This is a genomic window from Uliginosibacterium paludis (assembly GCF_039631355.1).
In the GTDB taxonomy this organism is placed as follows: Bacteria; Pseudomonadota; Gammaproteobacteria; order Burkholderiales; family Rhodocyclaceae; genus Uliginosibacterium; species Uliginosibacterium paludis.
In genome coordinates this window covers 538,839-565,796 of record NZ_JBDIVF010000002.1, presented here as the reverse complement: position 1 = coordinate 565,796, position 26,958 = coordinate 538,839, and the positions used below count along the sequence as shown (strand labels likewise).

Here is a 26,958-nt window from a genome sequence, read left to right as displayed (position 1 = left end):
CAAGGAGAACCCCATGAAAAAGATCCTGATGGTCCTGACCTCGCATGACCGCCTCGGCGACACCGGCAAGAAGACCGGCTTCTGGCTGGAGGAATTCGCAGCGCCCTACTACGCGTTTCTGGATGCCGGCGCCGCCGTGCGCCTGGCCTCGCCGGCCGGTGGCCAGCCGCCGCTGGACCCGAAGAGCGACGAGCCTGAGTTCCAGACCGAAGCGACGCACCGCTTCCAGGCCGACCCGGTCGCGATCCAGCAGCTCTCCGACACCCATCGCCTGGATGAAATGAAGGTGGAGGATTTCGATGCCGTGTTCTACCCCGGTGGCCACGGGCCGCTGTGGGATCTGGCCGAAAGCCCGGTCTCCATCGCCCTGATCGAAGGCGCGCTCGCCGCCGGCAAGCCGGTAGCCACGGTCTGCCATGCGCCGGGCGTGCTGCGTCATGTGAAGGCGGCGGATGGCTCGCCGCTGGTTCGCGGCCGTCAGGTCACCGGCTTCACCAATACCGAGGAAGACGCGGTGCAGCTCACGAATGTCGTGCCCTTCCTGGTCGAGGACATGCTCAAGGCCCACGGCGGCCTCTACAGCAAGGGGCCGGACTGGGCGCCCTACGCCGTGGTCGACGGCCTGCTGATCACCGGCCAGAATCCGGCTTCTTCCGAGCTCGTCGCCAAGAAGCTGCTTGAAACGCTCGGCTGAGCCCGCATATGTCCGGGAGCGACTGGCGCCTCGAGGCGCCAGGCACGCCCCCTTCCCCGTTTCTCATTCCGCCAGAAGAAAGGCAAGACCATGTCTGACCTGCTCCAGACCCTGCAATGGCGCTACGCCACCAAGAAGTTCAACCCGGCCAAGCGCGTACCGCAGGAAAAGATCGACCGCATCCTCGAGGCCATCCGCCTCACCGCCACCTCCAGCGGTCTGCAACCCTATGAAGTGATCGTCGTCAGCAATCCGCAGCTGCGCGCCGAGATCCAGCCGCACGCCTGGAACCAGGCCCAGATCACCGAAGCCTCGCACCTGCTGGTCTTCGCCGCCTGGGACAACTACACCGCCGAGCGCATCAACATGATGTTCGACCTGGTCAACGACGAGCGCGGCTTCAGGAACGAAGGCTGGGAGAACTACCGCCAGCAGGTGCTGGCCAGCTATGTGCCGCGTGACCCGGAAGTGAATTACCAGCACGCCGCACGCCAGGCCTATATCGGGCTGGGCACCGCGCTGATCGCGGCCGCGGCCGAAGGTGTCGACAGCACGCCGATGGAAGGCTTCGATCCGGCCAAGGTCGATGAAATCCTGAAGCTGAAGGAACGTGGCCTGCGCTCGGTGCTGATCCTGCCGCTGGGCTATCGCGCTGACGAAGGCGACTGGCTGGTGAACCTGAAGAAGGTGCGCCGCAGCCGCGAGAACTTCATCTCCGAACTGAGCTGATCGCAACGGGGCGCATGCCTGCGGGTGTGCGCCTGCCGTTTCCGCGCAAGCGGGCGCGACCTGCGCGGGCGCTCAGACGGGGCGGCGGAAGTCCGCGTCTATCCAGGCGCTGGCGCTCCGCTGGCTGAGCGCAAAGTCGGGCCGCACGCGCACCCGCGCAAGCTCGTCCCCCGCCGCATCAAAGGCGCTCAGGAGCGCATGCGGATCGTCGTCGTCCGGCACGATGTCGAGCCGCACCTCGATCGCCCCCGCTTCCGCATTCACCGTGAGCCGCTTGTGCAGCTGTGCATGCAGATGCTGCTCGGCCCGCCGGATCACTTCCGACGCCGTCTTCACCAGGGTGGAAAACGCCGTCGCATCCAGCGGCTTGGGATTCTTCTTGTCACGACCCATGGTCCAGGGCCCCACCAGCGCGGGCTCGGCTTCGCCATCGCGATACATCGCGACCGCCCAGCCATCGTCGTCTTCGTTCTTGATGACCTGTGCGGTCCAGCCACGGTCGATCCACAAACGGTCTTCATGCACCGGCGCGTCGTCACGCGCGGCGGTTTCCTGCAGGGTTTCTGTTCCGGTCATGGCGGCATTGTAAGGCCGCCACACCGGGGCGGAACTTGCGCGCACACCCGCGCCGCAGAGCGCCAGTGCGCCGCACGCATGCGTCATACTCCCGCGGCGCGCTCCGGCTGCGCGAGCTCAGCCGGCTCCGGCTGCTTCCCCTGAAAGGACACTCGCCATGCGCGGCGCCGTTTTCACGATGTGTTTCAACGAGAACCTGTTCCTGCCGATCTGGCTGGCGCATTACGGACGGCTGTTCGGCCCGGAAAACTGCTTCGTCATCGATGACGGTTCGACCGATGGCTCAAGCCGCGACGGTCGCATCCGGAATCTCGTGACACGGCAGCGCGCACCGCTCGATGAAGACGACCGCGCCGCACTGGTGAGCCATTTCCATGCCGAGCTGCTGCAGCACTACGACTATGTGCTCTTCACCGATACCGACGAGCTGATCGTGCTGGATCCGGCCTGCGGCACGGATCTGCATGAATACCTCGCCGCCACGCCCTTCAGCCACAAAACACCGGCAGGCTTCGACGTGATTCACCACCACCGCGTGGAACCCGCCCTGCAGCTCGAAGGCAGCCTTTTCGCGCAGCGCGGCTATCTGCGCTACCGCACCGATTACTGCAAGACGCTGATTTCGGCGCGGCCCATCCGCTGGATCGCCGGCTTTCATGGCGCGAGCCTGCCGCCGGCGCCGGACGACAATCTCTTCCTCTTCCATCTGCGCGCGGTGGACCATGAAGCCTCACGCCGCCGCATCCGCGTGCTGAACCAGATCCGCTTTTCCGACAACTCTCTGCGGAAGGTTCACGGCCTGCACTTCCGCTGGGACGAAGCCACCTATCTCGCCCATATCTACGACGCTGCCGAGGAAGATTTCGAGCGCGCCCGCATCTGCGATCTGGCGGCCTACCGGCGCGAGCATGCGGCCGACACCGGCGAGATCCTGCGGATACCGGAGCGCTTTGCCGACAGCATCGTGCTCTGCACCGGCATGCCGGGCGAGCCGGCTGCCACGCCGCCCGCCAGCATCGGTCGGGCGCTGCTCGAGGGGATGTTCGACACGGCGACGGGCAGGATGGTCCGCGAAGTGCCGGGCCGCCGCCGCAATGACCCCTGCCCCTGCGGCTCGGGCGAAAAGCTCAAGCACTGCCACGGCGCACTCGGCTGAGCCGGCCGCCGGGCCTGCCCGGCTCAGTTGTGTACCAGCATGACCCGGTTGATCTTGCAGAGCGTGGTCTTCTCCCGCTTCACCAGCGCGACTTTCTCGAAGTACACCGCATCGGCGGCGTAGCTCTTGTCGGCAAAGCCGGCCTGCTGAGCGATCGTGCGGCGCACGATCGCGGCCCCCATGTCGATGTTATTGATCGAATACTGGGTCTGGAAATACGAGTAGGCCGGCAGCGTGCGCTGGCCCGGGTTCTCATGGCTGTGCACCATGTCGTACATGATGATGTCGGCGCCCGTGTCACTCACCGCCTTCGTGCAGTACTCGACGAAGCGGGGAATGTAGTAGTTGTCCGCATTCGTGATCAGCACGTAGTCCCCCTCGGCCCGCGCCAGGCCGATCTCGCGCAGCGAGTGGCCGTAGTCGTTGTGGCGGGTGCCGGTATGCGAATAGCGGATGCGCTCGGGTGCCTCGGCCTGGTAGGCCGCCATGATCCGGTCGAAGCTTTCGTCCGGCCCGTCATGGATCACCTGCAGGCGCCAGTTGCCCGCGGTCTGGTTGAGGATGGACTGGACGAAGACGCGCAGCTCGCCGTAGCGCAGATGGGCGACGGCGATGATTTCGATGCAGGTTTGGGCGGACATGCGGGGGCTTTCCGGCAGCAGGAATTCGGAGGCCACGATTGTAGCGCCCGCCATCGCCCTGCTCCGCCAGCCAGCGCGCAAGGATGCTGCAGGCATTCAGCGGACGTTCACCCAGCCTGGCGCACAGTGGCCGCCATGCCGTACCGGAAGGCCGGTCGGCTCTGATGAAGGAGGCTGACATGAAATCCCTCGCATTCACCTTCGCCTGCGTGCTCTTCGCCCTGATCTGCGCCGTGGCGCCCGTGCTGCTGCAATACGGCGGCATGACCGCCGCAGCGCTCGACATCCGGCAGTTGCGCGTCTCGGCGCTCGACGGCAGCACGGTCACGCTGCAAGGCACGCTCACCCGCAAGCTGAATGAGGCGCTGTACGAGTTCAGCGATGACAGCGGCAGTCTGCTGCTCGATCTGGATGATTACCCCGGACACAGGCAGTGGCATCACGGATGGCGCTGGCCGCAGGCCCGGGCGCTCGGCCCGGATACCCGGGTGGAAATCTTCGGGCATTACATTCACCGCGCGCTGGGTTTCGATCATCTGCGGGTGATCGACCTGCGCGCCCTGCCGCCGGCCCCTTCCGGCAAGGCGGCCTCATGAAGCGCCGCAATGTTCTGGCCCTCGCCCTGGTCTTTGCCTGGGTGGGCGCCCATGCTCAGTCCGACGCGGCACACGGCTTTCCTGCCTCGATCGCGCAGTTGCTGGCCAGCCGGCAGGACGCCCGCCAGGTCACGCTGCAGGGCCGCATCGTGAGCCGGGTGGAAGAGGATGAGCTGTTCCGCTTCAGCGACGGTACGGCCGCCATCCTGCTCAAGGTCGATCACAAGCACTGGCCTCATCCGGTGCGGGTCGATCCGGCGGCGAGCCTGCTGGTGAGCGGGGATTTCGACTTTGAATCCTCCGGCAAATCGAAGCTCAAGGTCTTCAGCATCCGGCCGGCCCGCTGAGCCGGCGGCCTCACCACAGGCTCAGCGCAGCGGGATGCGCAGGGACTGCGGCACGGCCACGGCCGTCACGCTGTTCTTGGGGCTGCCATCTACCAGGCGGTCGGAATAGACCAGGTAGACGAGCGCATTGCGCTGGCTGTCGACCATGCGTACCACGCGTACCCGCTTGAAGAAGACCGAGGAGCGTTCGGTGAAGACCTCTTCCTGCTTGCGCAGCGGCTCCCTGAAGGAAATCTCGCCCACCTGGCGACAGGCCACCGAGGCGTCGGCGGTGTCTTCGGCGAGCCCCACCGCACCCTTGATGCCGCCGGTTTTCGCACGCGAGAGGTAGCAGCTCACGCCGCCGACGCGCGGGTCGTCGAAGACCTGTACGACGATCTTGTTGTCCGGCCCCAGCAGCTTGAAGGTGGTATCCACCTCGCCCACCGCCTCGGCCTGCGCCACGCCCTGCAGGCCCGCCAGCAGCACCAGCCCGCCCAGAATCCGTTTGATCATGCCTGTCCGTCCTTTCGATGGCCTGTCCAGATTTCGCCAGAGTGCCACAGCAGGGGTCACGCCTGCATGACAGCGGTTCGCGGCTAAGCATTTGCGCGCATTCCCGTTCGTCCGGCGCGGGGCTAGACTCGGCGCTCCCTGCGCTGCCCTGCCGCCTTCGCTGCCCCGACTCCATGAATTTCGAGAATCTTCCCCTGCTGCTGGTCCTGGCCCTCTCGGTGATCGGCAACAACAGCTCGGTCGCGATTGCGGCGGCCGCGCTGCTCCTGCTGAAACTGCTGGGCCTGGGCAGCTGGCTGGGTGTGGTGGAGAACCACGGTCTCAACGTCGGCGTGATCATCCTGACAGCCGCGGTGCTGGCGCCACTGGCGGCAGGCAAGATCGACCTGATCGGGCTGGGCAATGCCTTCCGCTCGCCCGCGGGCGTGATTGCCGTGGCGGTCGGGCTCGCCGTGGCCTGGATTGCCGGGCAAGGCGTGAGCTACATGCAGGGCTCGCCGGAGATCGTGACCGCGCTGATGGTCGGCACACTGATCGGTGTCTGTTTCTTCAAGGGTCTGGCGGTCGGCCCGCTGATTGCGGGCGGCATGGTTGCGCTGATCGTGGGCCTGCTGCGCCTGAAGTAATCCGCGCCACGCAAATGAAAAGCCCCGCCGGCGAGGCCAGCGGGGCTTTTTCATGCAGGTGTCCTGACGCGATCAGTAGACGCGGTAGGAACACTTGTTCGGGTTGCCGCCGGGGTCAGCGCCGAAGCTGGCCGCCGTACAACGCACCGAATGACCGGTGCCGATGTACTTCGTGACCCACTTGCCCTTGCGACCGAAAGCCACCCAGCCTGCACCGCTCTTGACCTTGCAGGTCTCGCCTGCGTCGGCGCACTTGGTGTAGTTCGCCATGTAGTCACCCGCCGGTGCGCTGGCGTCATGCAGCTCGGGCTCGTCGTCATCCTTGCCGAGGCAGGCCACCGGGGTGAGCTGCTTGAGCTGCTTGCCCACGCCGGCGTACTTGCGCAGCTTGTTCTTCACGCATTGCGGGCTGACCGTTTCATAGAGATAGGGCAGCGTCTTCGGGAACACGGCGGTGGTCTTCCACTCGATGGCGGTAATCGTGTTGATGCCGTCATTGGGGGTCCAGGTGATGCCGTAGCGGGCGAAGTCGGCCGGGCTGGTCACGTTGTTGTTGCGCAGATCCCACCAGCCGCACAGCGTGGTGTCATAACGGCAGACCACCGGGTTCACCGAGTCTTCGAACCAGTTGCGCTCGATCAGGGTGTAGCCCTCGCGGCGCACGTTGATGCCGGAATCGGTGATGCCGCTGTAGAGGTTGTTGTACATGTGCGTCCAGCCTCCGCGCTGCAGGGGCAGGCGCTGACTCACGTTCGAGTACAGGTTGTGGTGGAAGGTGATCTCGCGGCCGCCGGCAATGTCGGTGCCCGAGGAGCCATCCAGGCCGACCTTCTTGTGGTCGTGGATGTAGTTGTAGGAAACGGTGACGTTGTGCGAATTTTTCTTGATGTCGATCGCGCCTTCGAAAGTCAGGTCGCCTTCGGGCGAACCGTTGCATTCGTGGCTGTTGCTGAGCAGCTCGTTGTGATCGATCCAGATGTTGGACGATGAATCGACGCGCAGCAGGTCGGCATCATTGGCGGCACCGCCCAGGGCGCCCAGTTTCATGTTGCGGATGACGACATTGCTCGAGTTCGTCATCGTGATCCCGAAGTTGCCGGAGGAGCCATCGATCCCCTGGATCGTCAGGCCGGCGGTGTAACCGGTGACCGGCACCTGGCGATAGGTCTCGCTCCAGTGCGGGTTCGGACAGTTGCCGGCGGCATCCGGGTTGTGGTCCATCACGATCTTGGCGATGGCGGCATCTTCATTGCCGGTGTAGGTGATGACAAGCGGATAGGCACCGCCCGCCACGGTCGACGCGGCGGTGATGATGTCGTTGATTTCCTGATAGGTGGCGGCCGTGAAGTGGCGCGCACCGGGCAGGTCACCACCGTCGGTGGTGGCGAAACCGCCGGTCCGGGCGGCGAGTGCGTTGCCTGCCAGCAGCACGAGGGCCGAGGCAAGGGTGGTCTTGATGAGCTTCATTCTGTATGTCCCGGGGAAAGGGTGGTGTTGCAGAAATATGCCGTCTGGGCGTCGTCATGCATTGCGGGTATGCCTTCGTGCTGACAGCGCAGAAGATACGGGTTAACCATTAAGACTTTGGTGATAATCTTTACACTTACCTGACAGACGGTTGCCGCCTCACCCCGAGCGGTCGGAAGAGACTGACGAAATGCCGGCCGGCACCGGCAGGCCCGGCGCTCAGTCGAGCGGCAGGGTGTCCCGACTCACCACCCGGCGCAGCACGAAACTGGTGTGCACGCCGCTGACCCCCTCGATGCGGGTGATCTTTTCCAGCAGCAGGCGCTGGTAGTCATCCATGTCCCGCACGACCACCTTGAGCTGATAGTCGGATTGCTGGCCGGTGATCAGCAGGCACTCGATCACCTCGGGAATCGCGCCGACCGCCGCCTCGAAAGCCTCGAAGCGCTCCGGCGTGTGGCGATCCATCGAAATGCTCAGCAGCGCGATCAGCGAGAGGCCCAGCTTGCGGGCGTCCAGCACCGCGTGATAGCCGGTGATCAGGCCCGATTCTTCCAGCGCCCGCACCCGGCGCAGACAGGGCGAGGGAGACAGACCGACGCGGGCAGCCAGGTCCTGGTTGCTGATGCGGCCTTCATGCTGAAGCACTTCCAGAATGCGGCGGTCGTAGCGGTCGATTTCCATGGGCGGGCGGGATCCGGAATGAATGCGCAATCTTATGCCCTGAAAACCTCACATCAAAGCAGATTACTGTGCAAACAAGGCATTCCTGCAAACACTTCGCAAGCCTATGCCGGGCGGAGAGACGTAAGATTTCTCCCGTAGCCTGATCGCCCCAACGCTCCATCCCGGCGTTGCATGCGCTGACTTCCCGACGCCCACAAGGCCACCGGAAGCCCCCGCTCCCACCAGGAGCGCCAGCCGCGAAACCCGAAGCCACCTGCCTCTGCGTGATCCCCGTCAGCGGCAGGTGGCTTTTTCATGCAGCGGACCCTACCCGGCCTCGATCCGCCCGCGCGCCGCGCTGCCGGCGCCGTCCCTGAACCGCTTTTACACCGTGCTCACAATTGCCTCATATTTCGCGGCAGCTCGCTGTCTATGATGAGGGCATCCCTTCCTGCGGACCCGTCCCGATGCGCGCTCCCACCCTCGCCCTGCTGCTGATGTGCCTGGCACTGCTGCCGCTCTCACCTGCACAGGCCTCAAACGCCCCGCTCGAAACCCTTGCCGCCACAACCAGTTGCGCCTCGCTCGCCAGCCTCGACATTGAAGCCATCGGCGGCGCAGGCAGCCGGATCCGCCAGGCCACCGAACAGGATGAGCAGGGCATTGCCCAATGCGTGGTCGAAGGCACGCTGGCGCCCGCGATCGGCTTCCGGATCAGGCTGCCGGTGAAGACCTGGACGCAGCGCTACCTGCAGATCGGCTGCGGCGGTCTGTGCGGCAACATCTCCGGCCAGGTGGGTGCAGCCGGTGGCTGCGCACCGCTGGCCGCGGGCGGTTTCGTGCAGGGTGCGACCGACATGGGTCACCAGGGCAATGACGCAAGCTTCGGCGACGACGCCGGACTGCGCCGCGACTTTGCCTATCGCGCCCAGCACGTCACCGCGCTGCTCGCCAAATCCCTGATCCGCGCCTATTACGGTCGCCCACAGGCCTATGCCTATTTCAGCGGCTGCTCGGATGGCGGACGCGAAGCCCTGATGGAGGCGCAGCGCTATCCGGACGATTTCGACGGCATCATCGCAGGCGCGGCGGCGCTCAATTTCGGTGTGCAGAATGGCCTCTATCACGCCTGGCAGGCGATGGCGAATACCGGGCCGGACGGCCGCGCGGTCCTGCTCGCGAGCCGTCTGCCGGTGCTGCACCGCGCAGTGCTTGCGCAATGTGACGCGCTCGATGGCCAGACCGATGGCCTGCTGGCCGATCCGCGCCTCTGTCAGCCAGACCTGGCCGCCATCCAGTGCCCGGCAGCCCAGGCCGATACCAGCGCCTGCCTCAGCGCTGCCGAGATCGCCGTGGTACGCAAGCTCTATGACGGCCCCCGGGATCCGCAGAGCGGCGAGCGCCTCACCGCCGGCGGGCCGCAGCCGGGCTCCGAACTGCAATGGGCCGGCGTATTCGTACCGATGGCGGCCGATCAGCGCATCTTCAGCAACCAGATCGCTGAAGAAGCCCTGCGCCATGTGCTCTTCGAGACCAATCCGCCGGCCAGCTTCCGGCTCGCCGATCTGCCCTTCACGCGTGACACCTTTGCCCGCCTCGCCCGGACCCACGCGCTCTATGGTGCCACCAATCCAGATCTGGCCCGCTTTGCCGCCAGCGGCCGCAAGCTGATCCTCTGGCACGGCTGGAGCGACCCGCACATCTCGCCGCTCAACACCATCGCCTACCACGAGGCGCTGAAAGGCCAGCTCGGCGACACGGTAGTGCAGGGCTTCGAGCGGCTCTACCTGCTGCCGGGCGTGTCGCATTGCTCCGGCGGCGAAGGCCCGAGCGAGCTGGATCTGCTGACGCCGATGATGAACTGGGTCGAACAGGGCATCGCGCCCGGGGCCGTTCTCACCACCCAGCCCGACCCCGCCCGGCGCAACAGCTTCGGCCAGCCCGGCGGCGCACCCGGCGCCAAACGCACGGCCGGCGCCGACGGCCCGCCCCCCGGCATGATGGCGCCGTCGACGGTGCGTTCGCCGGTGCAGTCGCGCCCGGTCTATCCCTATCCGGCCGTCTCCCGCTACAGCGGCCGGGGCGACCCGCTGCAGGCGGCCAGCCAGCAGGCCGGCGCGCCACTCTTCACCGGCCCACTGCCGGCCTGGATCGGCAGCGGCCTTTTCGCCCTCTACCGCTTTCAGGACTGATCGCACCCGCGGCGCTCAGCCCGGGTATTTCACCGGCATGCTGCACGAAATCCGCCAGCGGCCCGAGAGGGCCGCCTGACGGATTTTCACAACGGGTTTGAACTTACTGTCGAAAGGGGTATTCAGGCTGTTGGCCGGGTGTGCTGCCGTCAACAATGAATCCGGTGCAGTGCATTGTCGACCGCTGCATTTCCTGATGCCGCACGACCTTTCCGGACTTCGCCCCGCCCCGTCATGAACGCCAGACCTGAAAACCTGCCCCGGCGCCAGGCAGCCCCTGAAACGCAGAGCGATTTCCTGGCGGCATTGGTCGACGCGCTGGAAGAGCAGGTTTCAGTGATCGATGAGGACGGCCGGATCATCTATGTAAATGCCGCATGGCAACGCTTCGGCGAAGAAAACGGCATCCCGCCCGGGGCCGACTGGCTCGGCAGCAACTATCTCGAGACCTGCCGCCAGGCACGGGGAGACCGTATTGCGCAGCGGGTGGCCCGGAGTGTCGAGCACATGCTCTCCGCCCCGCCCGGCTCCTCTGTCACGGTGGAGTATCCCTGTCACAGCCCCACGGCGCAGCGCTGGTTCCTGATGCGTGCGACGCGCATGACCACCGGCGAGGGCCGCTTCGTCGTGATCGTTCATGAAAACATCACCCGCCGCAAACAGGCGGAGCAGCGTGTCGCCGCGCTGGCGCTGCATGACCCGCTGACCGGGCTGCCCAACCGGCGCGCCTTCAACCAGGAGCTGAGCCGTGCCTGGTCACGCTGCCGCCGCAGCCACAGCCCGCTGAGCCTGCTCAGCATCGACGTGGATCACTTCAAGAAAATCAACGACACCTTCGGCCACCCGGCCGGAGACGCCTGTCTGAAATCGGTGGCGCGCATCATCAGGCGGCATGCGCGGCGCCCCGGCGATCTGGCCGCACGCGTCGGCGGGGAAGAATTCTTCCTGCTCCTGCCCGACACCGAAGTCGGCATGGCCCACCACATCGCCGGACACCTGCACCAGGCCATCTCGCATCAGGGCGGTGCCAAAGGCGTGCCGCATGCCACCCTCACCGCAAGCATCGGCCTGGTCGGCGTCATCCCCCGGCATGACCTCCGGCCGGAAGTGCTCCTGACCGCCGCCGACGTCGCGCTCTATGCCGCCAAGCGCGAGGGCCGCAACCGCATCATGCTGGGCGTGGCCTGAAGCGCCTGCGACCGAACCTCACACCGGCGCCGGCTCGCTGCCCGCGCCATCTGCAGCCACAGCCTTCGCCGGCAGCCCGCAGGAGAAGCAGTAGCGCGCAAACGCATTCTTGCGGGCATTGCACCGCACACAGTGGTCATACAGGCTCAGGCCGCAGTGCGGGCAGAAATCGGTCTTGCCGTCATTCATGTCTACGCCGCGCTCGCAGCCCGGGCAGATGTGCTTCGCCATGCGCACCTGTGCCTGGTCATAGTCCAGCTCGCGCTGGCGTGCCTGGGCCGGCTGCGCCTCGGCTGCCTTCTGCTGATCCAGGTAGCGCTGCAGCGCCTGGATCGCGTAGCGCCCGCCCACCACCGTCAACACGATGCCGACGATGTAGCGCACATAGCCGCCATAGCTGGGCAGGTAAGGCACCAGCTCCACGAAGAAGGCAAACAGCGCGAAGAAGATGAAGCCCCACACAAAAGGCCAGGAAGGCGTCTTGCGCTTTTTCGCGAAGAGCCAGCCCGCCGCGACCAGCAGGGGCAAGGTCAGCAGCAGGCGGTAGCCGAACACGCGCAGCTCCTGTGCCCGCCGGGCGCGCTCATACTCGACGCGGGCGCTGTCCTGCAGGTCCTGCAGCTCGCGCTCGGCATGCTCGCGGGCCTGGCGTGCATCCAGCGCCGACTGCTGCTGCGCTTCCATTGCGGCCAGCGCCTCGCGCTCGGCCCGCTTCAGATCATCCAGCTGCTGGGTGCGCGCAATCAGCTCCTGATCCTGCTCGGGACGCGCCGTGACCTTGCGGGTCGCCAGCCAGTTGCCGAAGGTTTCGCGCGCGGCGCGATTGCTCGCCTCGGCAGACTGATAACGCAGCTGTGCCTGATCCAGCGCCTCCTGCGCTTCCCGCGCTTTCTGCTGCGCCACCCGGATCGTCTCCTGCACCGCCGGCGCGCGTGCCGGATCCAGATAATCATCGAGCGAACGCTGGACCTCCACCTGCGGCAGATCGCCCACGATGCTGCTGCCCAGCCCGATCAGGAACCAGGCAAACAGAAAGGCCACCAGCCACAGGCCGCGGTGAAACCACTTCTCGGACAAACGCAGGGTTTTGCTCATGCGGTGCTCCTCATTGTTGAATCCAGTTGCCTTGTTTCACGCCGCCATTCGCAAGGCGGGGTAAGGCAAAACGCGGTCTGATACTGGCGACGCTCAGATGGTCCAGAGTAGCCCGGATGCAGCGTAGCGGAATCCGGGATCGGAACGTCGCAAAAAGGCCCCGGATTCCGGCCTGCGGCCTTCATCCAGGCTACACATCACAACGCTTCACCAAAATCATCTGCGGCGAAATCCATATTCGCGCCCCAATCAGCGGTGATGACACCTCGCTCGATGAAGCGATGGATCGAAGAGTGCGGCCAGCTCGCCGGGCTAGTGACGTAACCGTGTTTCACCGGGTTGTAATGAATGTAATCGACATGCCGGTTGAAATCGTTTTCATCCCGGAGGGTGTGCTCCCAGAAGCGGCGCTGCCACACCTCGGCCTCGCCGCGTGCATTGCGCGCTACCTCAACGCCATGCTTCGTCAGGGCGCGCACAAAACCTGATTTGATGGCGCGCCAGCGCCCGGAGTAATCAGCGTCACCCTCTGGAAGCGTCCAGATGGCATGCAGGTGTTCCGGCATCACCACCATCGCTTCAATGGAGAACGGTCGCTTCGCCTTGATTTCGGCAATGGCCTGCTTCAACAGATCTGCTTGGCGAAGCAAGAGATCCGAGCGCCGATCGCGCAAGGCCACGGTGAAGAAAAACGTTCCGCCTGCGATGTAGTTCCTTCGATAGAGAACCATGTTTCTCCCGGATCGAAAGGGAAGCCCGGCGTCATGGTAGCCCGGATGCAGCGAAGCGGAATCCGGGGCCTTTTCCCACGCCCATCCCCGGATTCCGGCCTGCGGCCTGCATCCGGGCTACCTGTGCACCACGCACGCCTAGAAGGAGGAAGAAATCGTCGCGAGCGGTTCGAGGTCGCGAGGCGCACCGGAGCCGTATGGGAATACGGCGAGGAGCACAGTCGCGAGATCGGGCCATGCAGTAGATTTATTCCCCTTCTAGTGGGCTTCGTCCCAGTTGGCGCCGACGCCGACTTCCGCGAGCAGCGGCACCTTCAACTCTGCCACGCCGGCCATCAGCTTCGGCAGCTTTTCGCGCACCAGGGCCAGCTCCGATTCCGGCACTTCGAGGATCAGTTCGTCATGCACCTGGAGCAACAGTTTCGATTGCAGGCCGTCCCGAATCAGCCAGTCGTAGACGCTGCGCATGGCGAGCTTCACCAGATCGGCGGCGGTGCCCTGCATGGGCGCGTTGATAGCGGCGCGCTCGGCGCCCTGGCGGCGGCCGGCGTTGCTGCTCTTGAGTTCGGGCAGGATCAGGCGGCGGCCGAAGACGGTTTCGACATAGCCCTGGGCACGGGCATTCGCGCGGGTTTCTTCCATGTAGCGGGCCACGCCGGGATAGCGGGCGAAGTAGCAATCGATCCAGCTTTGCGCGGCGCTGCGTTCGATTTCCAGCGAACGGGCAAGGCCGTGGGCGCTCATGCCGTAGATGAGGCCGAAGTTGATGGTCTTGGCATAGCGGCGCTGTTCGCTGCTGACCTCGGCGCTGGACACACCGAAGACTTCGGCGGCAGTAGCGCGGTGCACGTCCTCGCCCTGGGCGAAGGCTTCGAGCAGGCGCTCGTCGCTCGAGAGGTGGGCCATGATGCGCAGTTCGATCTGCGAGTAGTCGGCCGAGACGATATGCCATCCGGATGGCGCGACGAAGGCCTGGCGAATCCGGCGGCCCTCTTGAGTGCGCACCGGGATGTTCTGCAGATTGGGCTCGGATGAAGCCAGGCGCCCTGTGATCGCACCGGTCTGCGAGAAGCTGGTGTGGACGCGGCCGGTGGCCGGATTGACCATGCGCGGCAGCTTGTCGGTATAGGTGTTCTTGAGCTTGGCCATGCCGCGGTATTCGAGCAGCAGGCGCGGCAGCGGGTAGTCGAGCGCGAGTTCGGCGAGCACTTCCTCATCGGTCGAGGGCGCACCGGTCGCGGTCTTCTTCTTGATCGGCAGCTTCTGGCGTTCGAAGAGGATTTCGCCGAGCTGCTTGGGGCTGTTCAGGTTGAAGGGCTGGCCGGCGGCTTCATAAGCCTGCTGCTCGATCTCCAGCATCTTGCGGCCGAGCTCATCACTCTGCTGTGCGAGCAGGCCGGCATCGATCAGCACGCCCTGGCGCTCCATCGCCCACAGCACTTCCTGCACCGGCAACTCGATCTCGCGATAGACGCGGGTGAGCCCCGGCTCGGCCGCGATCTTCGGGGCGAGCTGCTGGTGGACCCGCAAGGTCACGTCGGCATCCTCGGCGCCGTAGGCGGTGGCCTGTTCGAGCGGCACGTCGGCAAAGCTGATGGCCTTGGCACCCTTGCCGCAGACGTCGGCATAGGAAAGCGTGGCGAGATCGGTATAGCGCTTGGCGAGGCCGTCGAGATCGTGGTTCTTGTCGCTCTCCCAGGCCGCGGATTCGAGCAGGGTGTCCTCCGCCACGCCGCGCAGGGTGATGCCCTGGTTGGCGAGTACGTGCATGTCATATTTCAGGTTCTGGCCGAGCTTCGGGCGGCTCGCGTCTTCCAGCCAGGGCTTGAGGGCGGCCAGCACTTCGGCCAGCGGCAGCTGCTCGGCCACGCCGGGTCCGCGATGGGCGAGCGGCAGGTAGGCGGCTTCACCCGGCGTGACGCAGAAGCTCATGCCGACGATCTGCGCCAGCATCGGGTCGAGACTGTCGGTTTCGGTGTCAAAGGCGGTCAGCGAGGCGGCGCTGATTTTCGCGATCCATTTGTCGAGGGCATCTCGGGTGAGGATGCATTCGTAGGCCTCGCGATGCGCGGCACTGCGTTCGACGGCTTCCGCTTGCTCGTGCGTCACGGCAGCCACGGCAGATACGGATGCGCTTCGGGCGGCTTCGGCAAACAGGCCGCCCTGCTCACCCGATGCGGGCAACGGCGCGGCTTCGGCCTGCAGTGCGCGCAGCCAGCTCCGGAATTCCCAGCGGGTGTAATGCTCGATCAGCGTGGCGGTGTCCGGCTCGCGCCAGGTGAGTTCATCGAGCGTCTCATTCAGCGGCACATCGGTCACGATGGTGACGAGCTTGCGACCCATCGGAATGAAGTCCAGTGCCTTCCTCAGGTTATCGCCCACCACGCCCTTGATGCTGTCGGCATGGGCGATGATGTTGTCGAGCGAACCGTATTCGGAGAGCCATTTCACGGCGGTCTTGGGGCCGCATTTCTCGACGCCGGGCACGTTGTCGACCGCGTCGCCCATCAGCGTGAGGTAATCGACGATGCGCTCGGGCGGCACGCCGAATTTCTCGCGCACGCCCTCGATATCGAGCGTTTCGCCGGTCATGGTGTTCATCAGCGTGACGCCGGGCTGCACCAGCTGGGCCATGTCCTTGTCGCCGGTGGAGATGATGACCTCGAAGCCGCGCTCGACGGCCTGACGGGTCAGCGTGCCGATCACGTCATCGGCCTCCACGCCGGGCTCCACGATCACCGGCCAGCCCAGCGCGCGGGTGCAGGTCTGGATCGGCTCGATCTGCGGAATCAGGTCTTCCGGCGTGGGCTTGCGGGTGGCCTTGTATTCGGGATACCAGTCGTTGCGGAAAGTCTTGCCCTTGGCGTCGAAAACGCAAACGGCATGCGTGGCGCCAACGCTGGTGCGCAGGGGCAGCAACATGCTCAGCACGCCGCGCAGCGCACCGGTCGGCTCGCCCGCCTTGTTGCGCAGGTCGGGCAGCGCATGAAAGGCGCGGAAAAGGTAGCTGGAGCCGTCAACAAGGAGGAGTCTGGACATGGCGGAATTCGGCGGAAGGTTTAAATTCGGGCGGGCGCACTTGCCTCGCGACACGGCTTGAACGCAGTATGGAGCCTTGAGCCGGAGCCGGCCTGGTCCGCCGCCCGCATCACAGCGGGCTTTCAGGACCGGCCTCACTGTCAGAACAGGAAAACCATGAGCGCAAAGAACAAGCTGCCGCCCTTCAAGGCCCCCTCGATCAACGAACAGGGCGAGCTGGCCCGCGAGGCCTGGCGGATCTTCGGGATTATGTCAGAGTTCGTCGAGGCGACTGAGCGGCTCAAGCCCATCCGCCCCGCCGTGAGCATCTTCGGCTCGGCCCGCACCAAGCCCGACCATCCCTACTACCAGCTGACCGAGCGCATCGCCCGCCTGCTGTCGGATTCAGGCTTCTCGGTGATCTCGGGCGGCGGCCCCGGCATCATGGAAGCCGCCAACAAGGGCGCTTTCCACGGCAAGGGCCTGTCGGTCGGGCTCAACATCCAGCTGCCGCACGAGCAGAGCGGCAACGCCTTCCAGGACATCTCGCAGACCTTCCGCCATTTCTTCCCGCGCAAGGTGATGTTCGTGCGCTTTGCCCAGGCCTATGTGGTGATGCCCGGCGGCTTCGGCACCCTGGATGAAGTGATGGAAGCGCTGACCCTGATCCAGACCGGCAAGGGCCGCAAGATTCCGGTGATCCTGGTCTGCCGCGAATTCTGGGCTGGCCTGGTCGACTGGTTCCGCGACACCCTGGTGCGCGAGAAGATGATCAATCCGGCCGACATGGACCTTATCCAGATCATCGACGAGCCCGAAGAGATCGTCGCGGCGATCTTCAGCCACTACGAGCGTCGCGGCTTCAAGGATCTGCCGGACGAACACGAGCTGATGCTCAACCTCTGAGCACGCAATCATGGCCGGCCTAAACCGCGAATGGCATGCAGCCCACCGCATGCCCGCGAAGGCCTCGGGCGAACAGCGCATCGCCTGGCACCTCGCGCATGCCGCGGCCTGTGGCTGCCGGCCCATTCCGGCCGGCGTGCTGGCATTGATGGCGGCACGCGGCATCCCTATTTCCCCCTCACAAGAACAGAAAGACCCTCAATGAGCAAGACAGTACGCTGGGGCATCCTCGGATGCGGAGAAGTCACCGAAGTCAAGAGCGGCCCGGGTTTCCAGAAGGCAGAGGGCTCGCAGCTGGTCGCAGTGATGCGCCGCAATGGCGAACTCGCCGCCGACTATGCAAAGCGCCATGGCGTGCCGCGCTGGTATGACGAGGCGCAAGCGCTGATCAATGATCCGGAAGTGGACGCGGTCTACGTGGCCACGCCGCCGGCCTCGCACAAGCCGCTGGCCCTGCTCTGCGCGGCGGCCGGCAAGCCCTGCTATGTGGAAAAGCCGATGTCCATGGGTCACGCCGAGAGCCTCGAGATGATCGAAGCCTTCAGGCAGGCCGGCGTGCCGCTCTTCACCGCCTATTACCGCCGCGCGATGCCACGCTTCGTGAAGGTGCACGAGCTGCTGGCGGCAGGCGCCATCGGCGCGGTGCGCTATGTGAATCTGGTGCTGCACCAGCCGCCCGCAGCGGAAGACCTTGACCCGACAACGCAGCCTTGGCGCGTGGATCCGGCAATTGCCGGCGGCGGCCGTTTCGTGGACATGGGTTCGCACCAGCTCGATTTCATCGATGCGCTGTTCGGCCCGATCACCGATGTGCAGGGCTATTTCGCCAGCCATCTGCCCGGCGCGCGGGTGGAAGACACGGTCAGCGCGAGCTTCCGCTGCGCCTCCGGCGTGATCGGCAGCGCCAGCTGGTGCTTTGCCGCGCCGGACAAGCTCGATCGCTGCGAGATCGTTGGCGAAACCGGCCGGCTGGTGTTCTCGACCTTTGACGAAAGCCCGGTGCAGCTGATCACCGCCGCCGGCAGCGAAGCTTTCGCGATCGCGAACCCGGCGCATGTGCAGCAGCCGCTGATCCAGAACGTGGTCGACTGCCTGCTGGGCCGCGCCGAACCGCTCTCCACCGGCGAGAGCGCAGCGCGCACCGACGCCGTGATCGACCGCATTCTCGGTCGCTGAAGGCGCGCCGAACGCAGCAAAAGGCCAGCCCTCGGGCTGGCCGTTTCATTTGGCGGACGCGGCTTACTGCACGCGGCGCTGCACGACGATGTCTTCCACTTCGACCCGGCGGTTGGGCTCGAGGCAGCGGATCAGCGCCGCGCGATTGCGCTCGTTGCAGGTGACCACCGGATCCGCCTCGCCCCGGCCGGTCGCGTTGAGCCGATCGGGCGGCACGCCCAGCCCGGCCAGATAGGCCTTCACTGCATCAGCCCGCTGCTGCGAGAGCTTGAGGTTGTACTTCTCCGAGCCCAGCCTGTCGGTGTAGCCGATGATGTCTACCGTCCCGACATCCGGATTCGCCTTGATCGCTGCGGCGATCTCGTCGAGCTTCGGTTGCGAGGATTTCAACCGGGCACTGTCGAAATCGAACAGCTCGGTCGCAGACATCGTGGTGCGCTCGAAGCGCGGGGCCGGTGCGGGCGGCGGAGGCGGGGGAGCAACCTGCACCGGAGGCGGCTCGACCGCGGCGACCGGCTGCGGGGCGGGTGCGGGAGCCGGCTTGTCGAAGGCGTAGGTCAGCGCCACGGTCGCCATCTTCGTGTTGGCGCGCGAGAAGCCGTAGCCGCGCGGCTGAACATAGGCATGCATCAGGCGGTAGTCGGCCTGCACGCTGAGCCGGTCATTGATCAGATATTGCGCGCCCACGCCCACATTCACATAGGGAGAGGTGCCGGATTCCTTGAGGCCGTTGCGCTGGATGCGGTCGTACTGCGCGCCGGCACCCGCCAGCAGGAAGGGGCGGAAGCGACTGCGCGAGAACATGTACAGCGCATCCGCGCCGAGGGTGTTCTGACGATACTGGTTGCCGCCGTCCCAGGCGTGGGAGTAGGTGGTGCCGAGCTGCAGGTCCCAGGAGGGGGCGATCGGCTTGCCGACGCGCAGATTGAAGCCGCCGCCATTCGTGGGCTGCTTGAAGTCGTCATCCGGCCAAGTGGCATTGAGCCCCGGCGCGATGTACCACGACGGGTTGTAGGCGGTCTGCGCCTGCGCCGGGCCGGCGGCAAACCCCGCCGAAACAAGTACCGGAATCACGATGGCATGGAGTTTCTTGCTTGCGCGTCTGTTCATGGTGACCTCTTCTGTTCGATGGGCAAGTCGGGGGCCAGCGCCGCAGCGGAGCGGCCGGACCGGTGAAGTCCTGCGGCGCGCGGCGTGCCGCGAGGCAGGACGGGTACCGATGAATGCACTCTAGTGAAGGCCAGGGGTCCGCCGGATCAGCAGGCAGCGCAGCTGCGTGTAGGACAAGGCCGTGCGGCCAGACGCAAAAAGCCAGCCCGAAGGCTGGCTTTCACTGGCGCGAGATGCAGCGCGGATCAGTTCACGCGGCGCTCGACCACGATCTCTTCGATCTCGACGCGACGGTTCGGCTCCAGACACTTGATGAGTGCCGGGCGTGCCTTCTGCGTGCAGGTCACGACCGGGTTGGCCTTGCCCTTGCCCACGGCGTTGAGGCGTTCAGCGGGCACGCCCTTGCCGGCCAGGTAAGCCTTGACCGCATCGGCACGCGCCTGCGAGAGCTTCGTGTTGTAGCGATCCGAACCCAGGCGATCGGTGTAGCCGTAGATGTTGGCCTTGCTGCTGTTCTGGTCAGCCTTCATGCCCTCGGCAATCTGGTCCAGCTTCGGCTGGTCGGCACGCAGCACGGCGCTGTTGAAGCCGAACAGTTCGTTGGCCGACAGGGTCTGGCGTTCGACACGCGGAGCCGGCGCCACCACCGGCGCGACGACGGGCGCGGGAGCGGAAGCTTCGGCCACCGGAGCGGGCGCTGCAGGCAGCGGTGCGGGAGCGGCTTCAGGCTTGCTGAACGCCCAGACCAGACCCACATTGAGCTGCTTGGTGTTGGCACGGCTGAAGCCGAAACCGCGCGGCTTCACATAGGCGTGGGCCACACGGTAGTCGGCCTGCAGGCCCAGGGTGTCGGTCAGCTGATACTGGAAGCCGACACCGGCATTGACGTAGGGCGAGGTGCCGGCTTCGGCCAGCTCATCGCGCTTGATCTTGTCATATTGCGCACCGCCGCCGACGAGCAGGAAGGGACGGAAGCTGCTGCGCGAGAACATGTACAGTGCGTCGAGACCGAGCGTGTTCTGGCGGTAGTTCGAGCTGCTGTCATACGCATGCGAATAGGTCGTGCCCAGTTGCAGATCCCAGGAGTCGGAGATCGGCTTGCCGATGCGCAGCGTAGCGCCATGACCGTTCTTCGGTTCCTGGAACCTGTCGGACGGATAGGTCCAGTTCGCTGCCGGAGCAAGGTAGAACGAAGGGTTGTAGGAGGGCTGGGCTTGCTTGACTTCCTGCGCCTGGGCGGCGACGGTGCCGAACATGCCGAGTGCGAAGACAGATGCCGCGATGGCCTTGATCTTGTTGCCTTGCTTCATGATCACCTCTTGTCAGTCAGACTTGTGTATTTCGGGGGAAGCGCACCTTAACACCCGCCCGGAAACGCTCGTGTTGCAGACTGTTTCAGGCCAGACCGGCACAGCGCTCATCGCCCCTCTGCCACGCCCACACAATGCCTTTGGCATGAAGTTTCATGTAATGCCATGGGCATGACGCTCGTCCCGCGGCCATGTCGGCCAGGGTCGGCACACCGTGCGAATACCGGCGGAAAGCCCCCGCACAGCAGGCGTGACGGGAAGCAGGCCGTGCAGGGAGCCGCGTCGGAGACGGCCGCAGAGTCGCCTGGTCGATCAGGCCCGGCAGGCCTGCTCCGCCGCGCAAGACGGATTCTGTTGCTGAAGGTGTCGACAGGCCTGCACGGCAGGCCGGATGGCTCAGCCGGCGGTGAGCCGGCGCAAGGCGGCCTCGAGGCCGCCCGCCACGATGGCAGCGGCGGACTCGGCCAGCATGAGGTTGGCCGGGTGGCCGAAGTTTTCCACCAGCCAGCCGTCCCGATCGCGCAGCACGCCCTCGACGAGTTCGGGCGCCTGCCCCTGCCAGGCGCGCAGGCGCGAGTGGCTGTCGGCGGGTTCGGTGGTGTAACCGATCACCCGCTTGCCGAGCGCCACCGCATAGCCCGCCTCGAAGCAGGTGCCGGAATCCGGCTCTGCGCCACGGAAGGAATCAAGATTGGCCAGCACCACATCAGCCTGCGCGATCAGCGCAAGGTTGTGCCGATAGATCTCGTCGGCACGGGTCAGCACGCTATCCAGCGGCACCAGCGCCTCGACCCCGAAGGCCGCGCACAGCGCACGTGCCTCCGCCGCCCAGGCGAGCGCGTCGGGCCGGAATACATCGGGGCCTGCGAGATAGGCTTTCATTTCGCTTCGCTGAGGACTGAGGACTGAGGACTGAGGACTGAGGACTGAGGACTGAGGACTGAGGACTGAGGACTGAGGACTGAGGACTGAGGACTGAGGACTGAGGACTGAGGACCGCAAAATGATGGTCTGGCGAGCCGGACCGTCAAGTTTCGGGTGCTATTGCGCCGGCACAGCCGGCGCTGACTTCACTCGGCACTCAGTCCTCGTGACCGAGTCCTGTGCTGCAGGCGCTCAGATCGTCTTCACTTCCCCGCCCAGCGCGTCGAGCAGCGCCGGGAAGAGCTTGCCGAGTTCGAGGCTCATCAGCATGAGGTCGGCGTCGAACTGCTCTTCGCGGGTTTTCGCGTCGCCTTCTTCCTTGGTGTTGAGCGTATCGAGCGGCTGCACCCGCTTGATTTCGAACTTGTCGGTCAGGATGAAGCTGATGCGGTCGTCGAAGGTCAGCGCCAGCTTGCTGACCTGCTTGCCGGCCGCGATGTGCTCGCGGATTTCCTCGCCTTCGAGGCTGTGCCGCACATAGCGCACGGCGCTGGCTTCGTCGGTCACGGCGCGCAGTTCGCAATCCTGATCGATGGTGAAACCTGCAGGCGCTTCGCCGCCGGCCAGCCAGTCGGTCATCGCCGCGGCCGGGCCGCGTTCGGTGTTGAGCAGCTTGAGCGGCAGTTCGTCGAGCGCCTTGTGCAGGGCTTCCACGAAAGGTTCGGCAGCGCTGCGGCTGGAGGCGTCGATCGCGAGCCAGCCGTTCTTCGGGTCGATCCAGGCATAGGCCTTGCGGCGACGCGTGAAGGCGCGCGGCAGGAGCTCCTGGGTCACCGCTTCCTTGAGCTCCTTGAGCTGCTTGCGGCCGGGCTTGAAGCCCTGCTGGGCCTCGATTTCCTCGGCGCGGTCATCGCAGACCTGCTTGACGACGGAGGCCGGCAACAAGCGCTGCTCGACACCCAGTGCGATCAGCCACTGACCACCGACGCTGTGCACCAGCGACTCGTTGACGACCGGCGCCCAGCCGGAGCTGGCCAGATCCTGGCTGCCGCAAGGCTGGAACTGGAGACGTTCGAGTTGTTCGGACAGGCGATCAGCGGTCATGTCCCACTGTTCGGGCAGGCGGTAGAGTTGAACGTTACGGAACCACATGGCAGAAACCCGGAATGAAACGAAAGGCGCGATGATACGTGTTGCCGCCTTGCCTTGCTTGCCTGCGGTCATTCATCCCCTCAAGGAGTGCGCGATCATGAAATGGACGATTTGTGTATCCTGCATGCTGGTGGGCTGGCTTGCCGGCTGCGGCGTGTCGGAAACCGCCGTGACGGCTGCCGCGGCCGGCAAGGGCAAGGCTGAAGAGATCCGCCAGGGCCAGGAAACCCTCAAGCAGGTGCAGACCCGGATCGACGCCGCCACCCAGCAGGCTGACGCGCAGCGCAAGGAGCTGGACGCCGCCGCCCAATGACCCGACCCGGTAACGGGCCTTTTGAAAGGAACTCCCATGCAGAACAAACCCCGCAATCCGGTGGTGCCCGCGATGGCACGCCGATCCGGCGCCGGTGCGCACGGAAAATCCGGCAAGGCGAACCGCCAGGCAGACAAGCGCGCGCTGCGCCAGCTCCTGCGTCGTGGCCGCGATGAAGCGGGTTTTGTCCAGCGCACCGCCGTGTGCTGAACAAAACCCGTTTCCCGCACCTTCATGTCCGTCACCTTCCAGCAAGACGTTCCGCTCGACCGGTACAACACCTTCGGCCTGCCCTGCGTCGCCAGGCGTTATGCCGAGATCATCACGCCGGCACAGCTCTCCGAGCTGGCGCGGGCCGGCGAATTCGGCAGCCGCTCGCCACTGATCCTCGGCGGAGGCAGCAATCTGCTGCTGCCCGCCGAGCTCGATGACATCGTACTGAAGATCTCGATCCGTGGCCGCGAGCTGATCGGCAGCGACGACGACCATCATTTCGTGCGCGCCGGCGCCGGCGAGAACTGGCACGACTTCGTGCGCTGGACGCTGGACATGGGCTGGCCGGGTCTGGAAAACCTCTCGCTGATTCCGGGCACGGTGGGCGCCGCCCCGGTGCAGAACATCGGCGCCTACGGCCTCGAGATGTGCGAGCGCATGCTGATGCTCGAGACGGTCGATCTGCGCAGCGGGGCGCGGGTCACGATGGATTTCGACGCCTGCCGCTTCGGCTACCGCGACAGCCTCTTCAAGCATGAAGGCGCGGGCCGCTTCGCGATCACCGCAGTGACTTTCCGGCTGCCCAAGCGCTGGACGCCGCTGACACGCTACCTGGATGTGGCCAAGGAGCTGGCGGCCCGCGGCATCATCGATCCGACGCCGCTGGACGTCTCCGACGCCATCATCGCGATCCGCCTGCGCAAGCTGCCGGACCCGGAAAAAATCGGCAATGCCGGCAGCTTCTTCAAGAACCCGGTGGTCAGCGCGAGCCTGCATGACGCGCTGCTGGCGCGCTTTCCGGCGATTCCGGCGCATCGCCAGTTCGATGGCAGCATGAAACTCGCCGCGGGCTGGCTGATCGAGCAGGCAGGCTGGAAGGGGCGTGACCTCGGCCCGGTCGGCATGTTCGAAGGGCAGGCGCTGGTGATGGTCAACCGGGGGGGTGCCACCCGGCTCGATGTGCAGAAGCTCGCCGAAACCGTTCAGGCCGATGTGCTCGACAAATTCGGTGTACGGCTGGAGATCGAGCCCGTTCAGCCCTGATCGTCGGCGTCGAGCTGGCGCAGCAGCCAGGCGTCCAGCTCGCGTTCATGGCGGCGCTGCAGCTGCCGATAGATTGTCCACACGCAGGCCTCACCACATTCGTTGCCGCAACAGTCGAAGGGACCGGGCTCCCGCGGCGGCAGCGGGCGCGGGTCTTCTGCGTTCTCATCCATGCCGCGATCTTAACCCGGCATCCTGCCGGCCATAGAATGTGGCCGAACCCGAATCAGCGGAGACGCCATGAACATCCGGATCCTTCTTCCCGCCCTGCTGGGCCTCTCGGCGAGCCTGCCGGCCCTGGCGGCAGACGCCATGCCGGCACTGCAGCCCCTCGCCGCCCGTGACATTCCCGCCGGTTGCGGCTGCAGCTTCGGCACCCGGCGCGGCGAGCCCCTGCTCGTCTGGAGCTGGGAAGAGGAAAAGCAGTACGCCTACATCCGTGAGGCAGAAGGCGGCCTGCGCAAGCTGCGCCTCTACGACGAGAAGTATTTCCCCGCCCAGCACGAACCGCCCCGGCCCGGTGACCGGATGGCGCTGATGTTCTCCTACTCCCGCTGGGCCGTGGAAACCGCCAGCCAGGTCACGAAAACCTGCTCGCCGAAGGCAAAGACCTGCAACGGCACCGAGTACTCGAACATGATCGTGCTGCGCTGGTCAGGCCGGCAGCGCACCGAACTGCGCGGCTGGGGGCACTGCGGCTGTCCGGCCGTGAATTGAGCGCCCGCAGACCGTCTGCACGGGCGGCAAGGGTACAATGCCGGGTTTCCGACAATTCTCGTGAAGGTTCATCGTGCAGATCGTTTGTCTCGACATGGAAGGCGTGCTGGTTCCCGAAATCTGGATCGCGTTCGCCGAACGCACCGGCATCCCCGAACTGCGCCGCACGACACGTGACGAGCCGGACTACGACAAGCTCATGCAGTATCGGCTCGCCATCCTGCGCGAACACAAGCTGGGCCTGCCGGACATCCAGAAAGTCATCGGCGAGATGGGTCCGATGGAAGGCTGCAAGGCGTTTCTCGACGCCCTGCGGCTGGATTACCAGGTCGTGATCCTGTCGGACACCTTCTATGAATTCGCCCGCCCGCTGATGGCGCAGATGGGCCAGCCGACCCTCTTCTGCCACGGCCTCGAAGCCGACGCGAACGGCATGCTGGTGAATTACCACCTGCGCATGCCGGATCAGAAGCGCCATGCGGTGGAAGCCTTCAAGCGCCTGAACTTCAAGGTCATCGCCGCCGGTGACAGCTACAACGACACCGCCATGCTCGGCGCGGCAGACGCCGGCATCCTGATGCACCCGCCCGAGAATGTGGTGCGCGAGTTCCCGCAGTATCCGGTCGTGCGCAGCTATGCCGACCTTCGCGCCGAAATCGACCGGGCGGCGGCACGCATCATCCAGGCAGCCTGAACACGATGCCGCATCTCGTCCTCGAATACACCGCCAACCTGTTGCCGGACTTCGATCCGGCCCAGGCCCTGCACCGCATGAACACCGTGCTGCTAGCCTCCGGTGAGTTCGTGCCGGACCACATCAAGAGCCGCGCGATCCGCTTCGACGATTTTCTCGTCGGCGATGCAGCGCCCGGCAGCTTCCTGCATGCCCGCCTGCATCTGCTCGACGGCCGCAGTCAGCCGGTCAAGCGTGCCATCACCGAAGGGCTGGTTGCCGCGCTGCGCTCCTGCGTGATCGACAATACCGCCCAACCGGTGCAGATCACTGCCGAGGCACTCGACATGGATCGCGGCGCCTACTCGAAAGCCATCATCCCGAATTGACCGCCATGCACACGCAACGCTTCTACACGCTGACAGGCTCCTGCCCCGACCGGGCCGGCATCGTCGCCCGCATCACCGGCTTCATCGCCGAGCACGGCGGCTGGATCTTCGAATCCAACATGCACACCGATCACGAGCAGCAGCGCTACTTCCTGCGCATCGAGATCCGTGCGGATTCCATTCCCTATCTGCTGGCCGAGTTCCGCGAGCGCTTCCGGCCGCTGGCCGACGAGCTGGGCATGGACGACTGGAAGATCAACGACAGCGCGGTGAAGAAGCGCGTGGTGCTGATGGTCAGCAAGCAGGAACACTGCCTCTACGACCTGCTCTCGCGCTGGCAGAGCAAGGAGCTCGATATCGAGATCCCCTGCGTGATCTCCAACCATGACACCTTCCGTGGCCTCGTCGAATGGCACGGCATTCCCTTCCACCATGTGCCGGTGACCGCCGACAACAAGCCCGCGGCCTACGCCGAAGTGCGCCGCATCTATGAAGAAGTGCGCGGCGACGTGATGGTGCTGGCGCGCTACATGCAGATCATTCCGCCCGACATGTGCCGCGACTACCCGGGCCGGATCATCAACATCCACCACAGCTTCCTGCCGAGCTTCGTCGGCGCCAAGCCCTACCATCAGGCCCACGCACGCGGGGTGAAACTCATCGGTGCGACCTGCCACTACGTCACCGAAGAGCTGGACCAGGGCCCGATCATCGAGCAGGACGTGATCCGCATCGACCACTCGGATTCAGTCGACGACATGGTCCGCTATGGCAAGGACATCGAGAAGGCGGTGCTGGCCCGCGGCCTGCGCTACCACCTCGAAGACCGCGTGCTGGTGCACGGCAACAAGACCGTCGTGTTCCGCTGACGCGC

General features: G+C 65.4%; 31 protein-coding genes. 18 read left to right on the top strand and 13 right to left on the bottom strand.

What is annotated here, in order from left to right; all coding sequences use genetic code 11:
* Positions 1–13 precede the first annotated feature (13 nt).
* Together ABDB87_RS07710 and ABDB87_RS07705 are read left to right on the top strand one after the other, a co-directional pair.
* Positions 14–694: a type 1 glutamine amidotransferase domain-containing protein gene (locus ABDB87_RS07710; RefSeq protein ID WP_345925649.1), complete on the top strand. Its 681-nt coding sequence runs from the start codon at positions 14–16 to the stop codon at positions 692–694.
* Between the two features lie 90 nt (positions 695–784).
* Positions 785–1,423, top strand: coding sequence for an NAD(P)H-dependent oxidoreductase (locus ABDB87_RS07705; RefSeq protein WP_345925647.1), 639 nt, complete (start codon positions 785–787; stop codon positions 1,421–1,423).
* Positions 1,424–1,495: 72 nt separating this feature from the next.
* Here the strand turns inward: ABDB87_RS07705 and ABDB87_RS07700 are convergent, their stop codons facing one another.
* Positions 1,496–1,999, bottom strand: a complete 504-nt coding sequence (locus ABDB87_RS07700) for a hypothetical protein (protein WP_345925645.1) — start codon at positions 1,997–1,999, stop codon at positions 1,496–1,498.
* Positions 2,000–2,156: 157 nt separating this feature from the next.
* Between ABDB87_RS07700 and ABDB87_RS07695 the strand changes: the two genes are divergently transcribed.
* Positions 2,157–3,155 (top strand): glycosyltransferase family 2 protein, encoded by a 999-nt coding sequence (locus ABDB87_RS07695; protein ID WP_345925643.1) that lies wholly within the window; start codon positions 2,157–2,159, stop codon positions 3,153–3,155.
* Positions 3,156–3,178: 23 nt separating this feature from the next.
* On the opposite strand, the gene ABDB87_RS07690 is transcribed toward ABDB87_RS07695, so the two are convergent.
* Positions 3,179–3,796 (bottom strand): glycosyltransferase family 2 protein, encoded by a 618-nt coding sequence (locus ABDB87_RS07690; RefSeq protein WP_345925641.1) that lies wholly within the window; start codon positions 3,794–3,796, stop codon positions 3,179–3,181.
* A 179-nt stretch (positions 3,797–3,975) separates the two neighbouring features.
* On the opposite strand from ABDB87_RS07690, the gene ABDB87_RS07685 reads away from it, so the two are divergent.
* Positions 3,976–4,392 carry a NirD/YgiW/YdeI family stress tolerance protein gene (locus tag ABDB87_RS07685; RefSeq protein ID WP_345925639.1) on the top strand — a complete coding sequence of 139 codons (417 nt, stop codon included), beginning with the start codon at positions 3,976–3,978 and terminating at the stop codon, positions 4,390–4,392.
* Complete coding sequence (locus tag ABDB87_RS07680) at positions 4,389–4,739, top strand: NirD/YgiW/YdeI family stress tolerance protein (RefSeq protein WP_345925637.1); 351 nt, start codon at positions 4,389–4,391, stop codon at positions 4,737–4,739. Before ABDB87_RS07685 ends, ABDB87_RS07680 begins: the two co-directional genes overlap by 4 nt.
* Before the next feature lie 21 nt (positions 4,740–4,760).
* Here ABDB87_RS07680 and ABDB87_RS07675 read toward each other — a convergent pair whose 3' ends face one another.
* The gene (locus ABDB87_RS07675; RefSeq protein ID WP_345925635.1) at positions 4,761–5,234 is read right to left on the bottom strand and encodes a CreA family protein; all 474 of its coding nucleotides are present in this window, start codon (positions 5,232–5,234) and stop codon (positions 4,761–4,763) included.
* Between the two features lie 173 nt (positions 5,235–5,407).
* On the opposite strand from ABDB87_RS07675, the gene ABDB87_RS07670 reads away from it, so the two are divergent.
* Positions 5,408–5,860 (top strand): DUF441 domain-containing protein, encoded by a 453-nt coding sequence (locus tag ABDB87_RS07670; RefSeq protein ID WP_345925633.1) that lies wholly within the window; start codon positions 5,408–5,410, stop codon positions 5,858–5,860.
* Between the two features lie 72 nt (positions 5,861–5,932).
* Here the strand turns inward: ABDB87_RS07670 and ABDB87_RS07665 are convergent, their stop codons facing one another.
* Both ABDB87_RS07665 and ABDB87_RS07660 read right to left on the bottom strand, forming a co-directional pair.
* On the bottom strand, positions 5,933–7,327 hold the full coding sequence (locus ABDB87_RS07665) for a pectate lyase family protein (protein ID WP_345925631.1): 1,395 nt from the start codon (positions 7,325–7,327) through the stop codon (positions 5,933–5,935).
* A 219-nt stretch (positions 7,328–7,546) separates the two neighbouring features.
* Complete coding sequence (locus tag ABDB87_RS07660; RefSeq protein ID WP_345925629.1) at positions 7,547–8,011, bottom strand: Lrp/AsnC family transcriptional regulator; 465 nt, start codon at positions 8,009–8,011, stop codon at positions 7,547–7,549.
* Positions 8,012–8,460: 449 nt separating this feature from the next.
* Here ABDB87_RS07660 and ABDB87_RS07655 point away from each other — a divergent pair, with 449 nt between their 5' ends.
* Positions 8,461–10,185, top strand: a complete 1,725-nt coding sequence (locus ABDB87_RS07655) for a tannase/feruloyl esterase family alpha/beta hydrolase (RefSeq protein ID WP_345925628.1) — start codon at positions 8,461–8,463, stop codon at positions 10,183–10,185.
* A 234-nt stretch (positions 10,186–10,419) separates the two neighbouring features.
* Entirely contained in the window at positions 10,420–11,373 is a 954-nt protein-coding gene (locus tag ABDB87_RS07650; RefSeq protein WP_345925627.1) for a sensor domain-containing diguanylate cyclase, read from the top strand.
* Positions 11,374–11,391: 18 nt separating this feature from the next.
* On the opposite strand, the gene ABDB87_RS07645 is transcribed toward ABDB87_RS07650, so the two are convergent.
* The 3 genes from ABDB87_RS07645 to polA all read right to left on the bottom strand — a co-directional run bounded on the left by ABDB87_RS07645 (position 11,392) and on the right by polA (position 16,238).
* Positions 11,392–12,468, bottom strand: coding sequence for a serine endopeptidase (locus ABDB87_RS07645; protein WP_345925625.1), 1,077 nt, complete (start codon positions 12,466–12,468; stop codon positions 11,392–11,394).
* 197 nt (positions 12,469–12,665) lie between these two features.
* Positions 12,666–13,199 carry an REP-associated tyrosine transposase gene (locus ABDB87_RS07640; protein WP_345925623.1) on the bottom strand — a complete coding sequence of 178 codons (534 nt, stop codon included), beginning with the start codon at positions 13,197–13,199 and terminating at the stop codon, positions 12,666–12,668.
* A gap of 258 nt (positions 13,200–13,457) precedes the next feature.
* A complete protein-coding gene (gene polA, locus ABDB87_RS07635; protein WP_345925621.1) occupies positions 13,458–16,238 on the bottom strand; it encodes a DNA polymerase I in 2,781 nt (926 codons plus the stop codon).
* A gap of 156 nt (positions 16,239–16,394) precedes the next feature.
* On the opposite strand from polA, the gene ABDB87_RS07630 reads away from it, so the two are divergent.
* From ABDB87_RS07630 to ABDB87_RS07620, 3 genes are read left to right on the top strand one after another with little or no spacing between them, the layout of a single operon-like run.
* The gene (locus ABDB87_RS07630) at positions 16,395–17,123 is read left to right on the top strand and encodes an LOG family protein (protein WP_345925620.1); all 729 of its coding nucleotides are present in this window, start codon (positions 16,395–16,397) and stop codon (positions 17,121–17,123) included.
* Between the two features lie 49 nt (positions 17,124–17,172).
* Positions 17,173–17,328 (top strand): hypothetical protein, encoded by a 156-nt coding sequence (locus tag ABDB87_RS07625; protein ID WP_345925619.1) that lies wholly within the window; start codon positions 17,173–17,175, stop codon positions 17,326–17,328.
* The gene (locus ABDB87_RS07620) at positions 17,325–18,299 is read left to right on the top strand and encodes a Gfo/Idh/MocA family protein (RefSeq protein ID WP_345925617.1); all 975 of its coding nucleotides are present in this window, start codon (positions 17,325–17,327) and stop codon (positions 18,297–18,299) included. Before ABDB87_RS07625 ends, ABDB87_RS07620 begins: the two co-directional genes overlap by 4 nt.
* A gap of 63 nt (positions 18,300–18,362) precedes the next feature.
* On the opposite strand, the gene ABDB87_RS07615 is transcribed toward ABDB87_RS07620, so the two are convergent.
* The 4 genes from ABDB87_RS07615 to ABDB87_RS07600 all read right to left on the bottom strand — a co-directional run bounded on the left by ABDB87_RS07615 (position 18,363) and on the right by ABDB87_RS07600 (position 22,735).
* Positions 18,363–19,409, bottom strand: coding sequence for an OmpA family protein (locus ABDB87_RS07615; protein ID WP_345925615.1), 1,047 nt, complete (start codon positions 19,407–19,409; stop codon positions 18,363–18,365).
* A 245-nt stretch (positions 19,410–19,654) separates the two neighbouring features.
* A complete protein-coding gene (locus ABDB87_RS07610) occupies positions 19,655–20,719 on the bottom strand; it encodes an OmpA family protein (RefSeq protein ID WP_345925613.1) in 1,065 nt (354 codons plus the stop codon).
* Positions 20,720–21,115: 396 nt separating this feature from the next.
* Positions 21,116–21,601 (bottom strand): nucleoside 2-deoxyribosyltransferase, encoded by a 486-nt coding sequence (locus ABDB87_RS07605; protein WP_345925611.1) that lies wholly within the window; start codon positions 21,599–21,601, stop codon positions 21,116–21,118.
* A 234-nt stretch (positions 21,602–21,835) separates the two neighbouring features.
* Positions 21,836–22,735 (bottom strand): recombination-associated protein RdgC, encoded by a 900-nt coding sequence (locus ABDB87_RS07600; protein ID WP_345926066.1) that lies wholly within the window; start codon positions 22,733–22,735, stop codon positions 21,836–21,838.
* 97 nt (positions 22,736–22,832) lie between these two features.
* On the opposite strand from ABDB87_RS07600, the gene ABDB87_RS07595 reads away from it, so the two are divergent.
* Genes ABDB87_RS07595 through murB form a run of 3 tightly spaced genes read left to right on the top strand, consistent with a single transcriptional unit; the run spans position 22,833 to position 24,305 of the window.
* Positions 22,833–23,048 (top strand): hypothetical protein, encoded by a 216-nt coding sequence (locus ABDB87_RS07595; protein WP_345925609.1) that lies wholly within the window; start codon positions 22,833–22,835, stop codon positions 23,046–23,048.
* 36 nt (positions 23,049–23,084) lie between these two features.
* On the top strand, positions 23,085–23,258 hold the full coding sequence (locus tag ABDB87_RS07590; RefSeq protein WP_345925607.1) for a hypothetical protein: 174 nt from the start codon (positions 23,085–23,087) through the stop codon (positions 23,256–23,258).
* A 24-nt stretch (positions 23,259–23,282) separates the two neighbouring features.
* Positions 23,283–24,305, top strand: a complete 1,023-nt coding sequence (murB, locus tag ABDB87_RS07585; protein ID WP_345925605.1) for a UDP-N-acetylmuramate dehydrogenase — start codon at positions 23,283–23,285, stop codon at positions 24,303–24,305.
* Here the strand turns inward: murB and ABDB87_RS07580 are convergent.
* A complete protein-coding gene (locus ABDB87_RS07580) occupies positions 24,296–24,478 on the bottom strand; it encodes an oxidoreductase-like domain-containing protein (protein ID WP_345925603.1) in 183 nt (60 codons plus the stop codon). The genes murB and ABDB87_RS07580 overlap by 10 nt on opposite strands.
* Positions 24,479–24,545: 67 nt before the next feature.
* Here ABDB87_RS07580 and ABDB87_RS07575 point away from each other — a divergent pair, with 67 nt between their 5' ends.
* The 4 genes from ABDB87_RS07575 to purU all read left to right on the top strand — a co-directional run bounded on the left by ABDB87_RS07575 (position 24,546) and on the right by purU (position 26,953).
* A complete protein-coding gene (locus ABDB87_RS07575) occupies positions 24,546–25,022 on the top strand; it encodes a hypothetical protein (RefSeq protein WP_345925601.1) in 477 nt (158 codons plus the stop codon).
* Positions 25,023–25,095: 73 nt separating this feature from the next.
* Complete coding sequence (thrH, locus tag ABDB87_RS07570; protein ID WP_345925599.1) at positions 25,096–25,716, top strand: bifunctional phosphoserine phosphatase/homoserine phosphotransferase ThrH; 621 nt, start codon at positions 25,096–25,098, stop codon at positions 25,714–25,716.
* 5 nt (positions 25,717–25,721) lie between these two features.
* A complete protein-coding gene (locus ABDB87_RS07565) occupies positions 25,722–26,084 on the top strand; it encodes a 5-carboxymethyl-2-hydroxymuconate Delta-isomerase (protein WP_345925598.1) in 363 nt (120 codons plus the stop codon).
* Between the two features lie 5 nt (positions 26,085–26,089).
* Positions 26,090–26,953 carry a formyltetrahydrofolate deformylase gene (purU, locus tag ABDB87_RS07560; RefSeq protein ID WP_345925597.1) on the top strand — a complete coding sequence of 288 codons (864 nt, stop codon included), beginning with the start codon at positions 26,090–26,092 and terminating at the stop codon, positions 26,951–26,953.
* Positions 26,954–26,958: the final 5 nt, after the last annotated feature.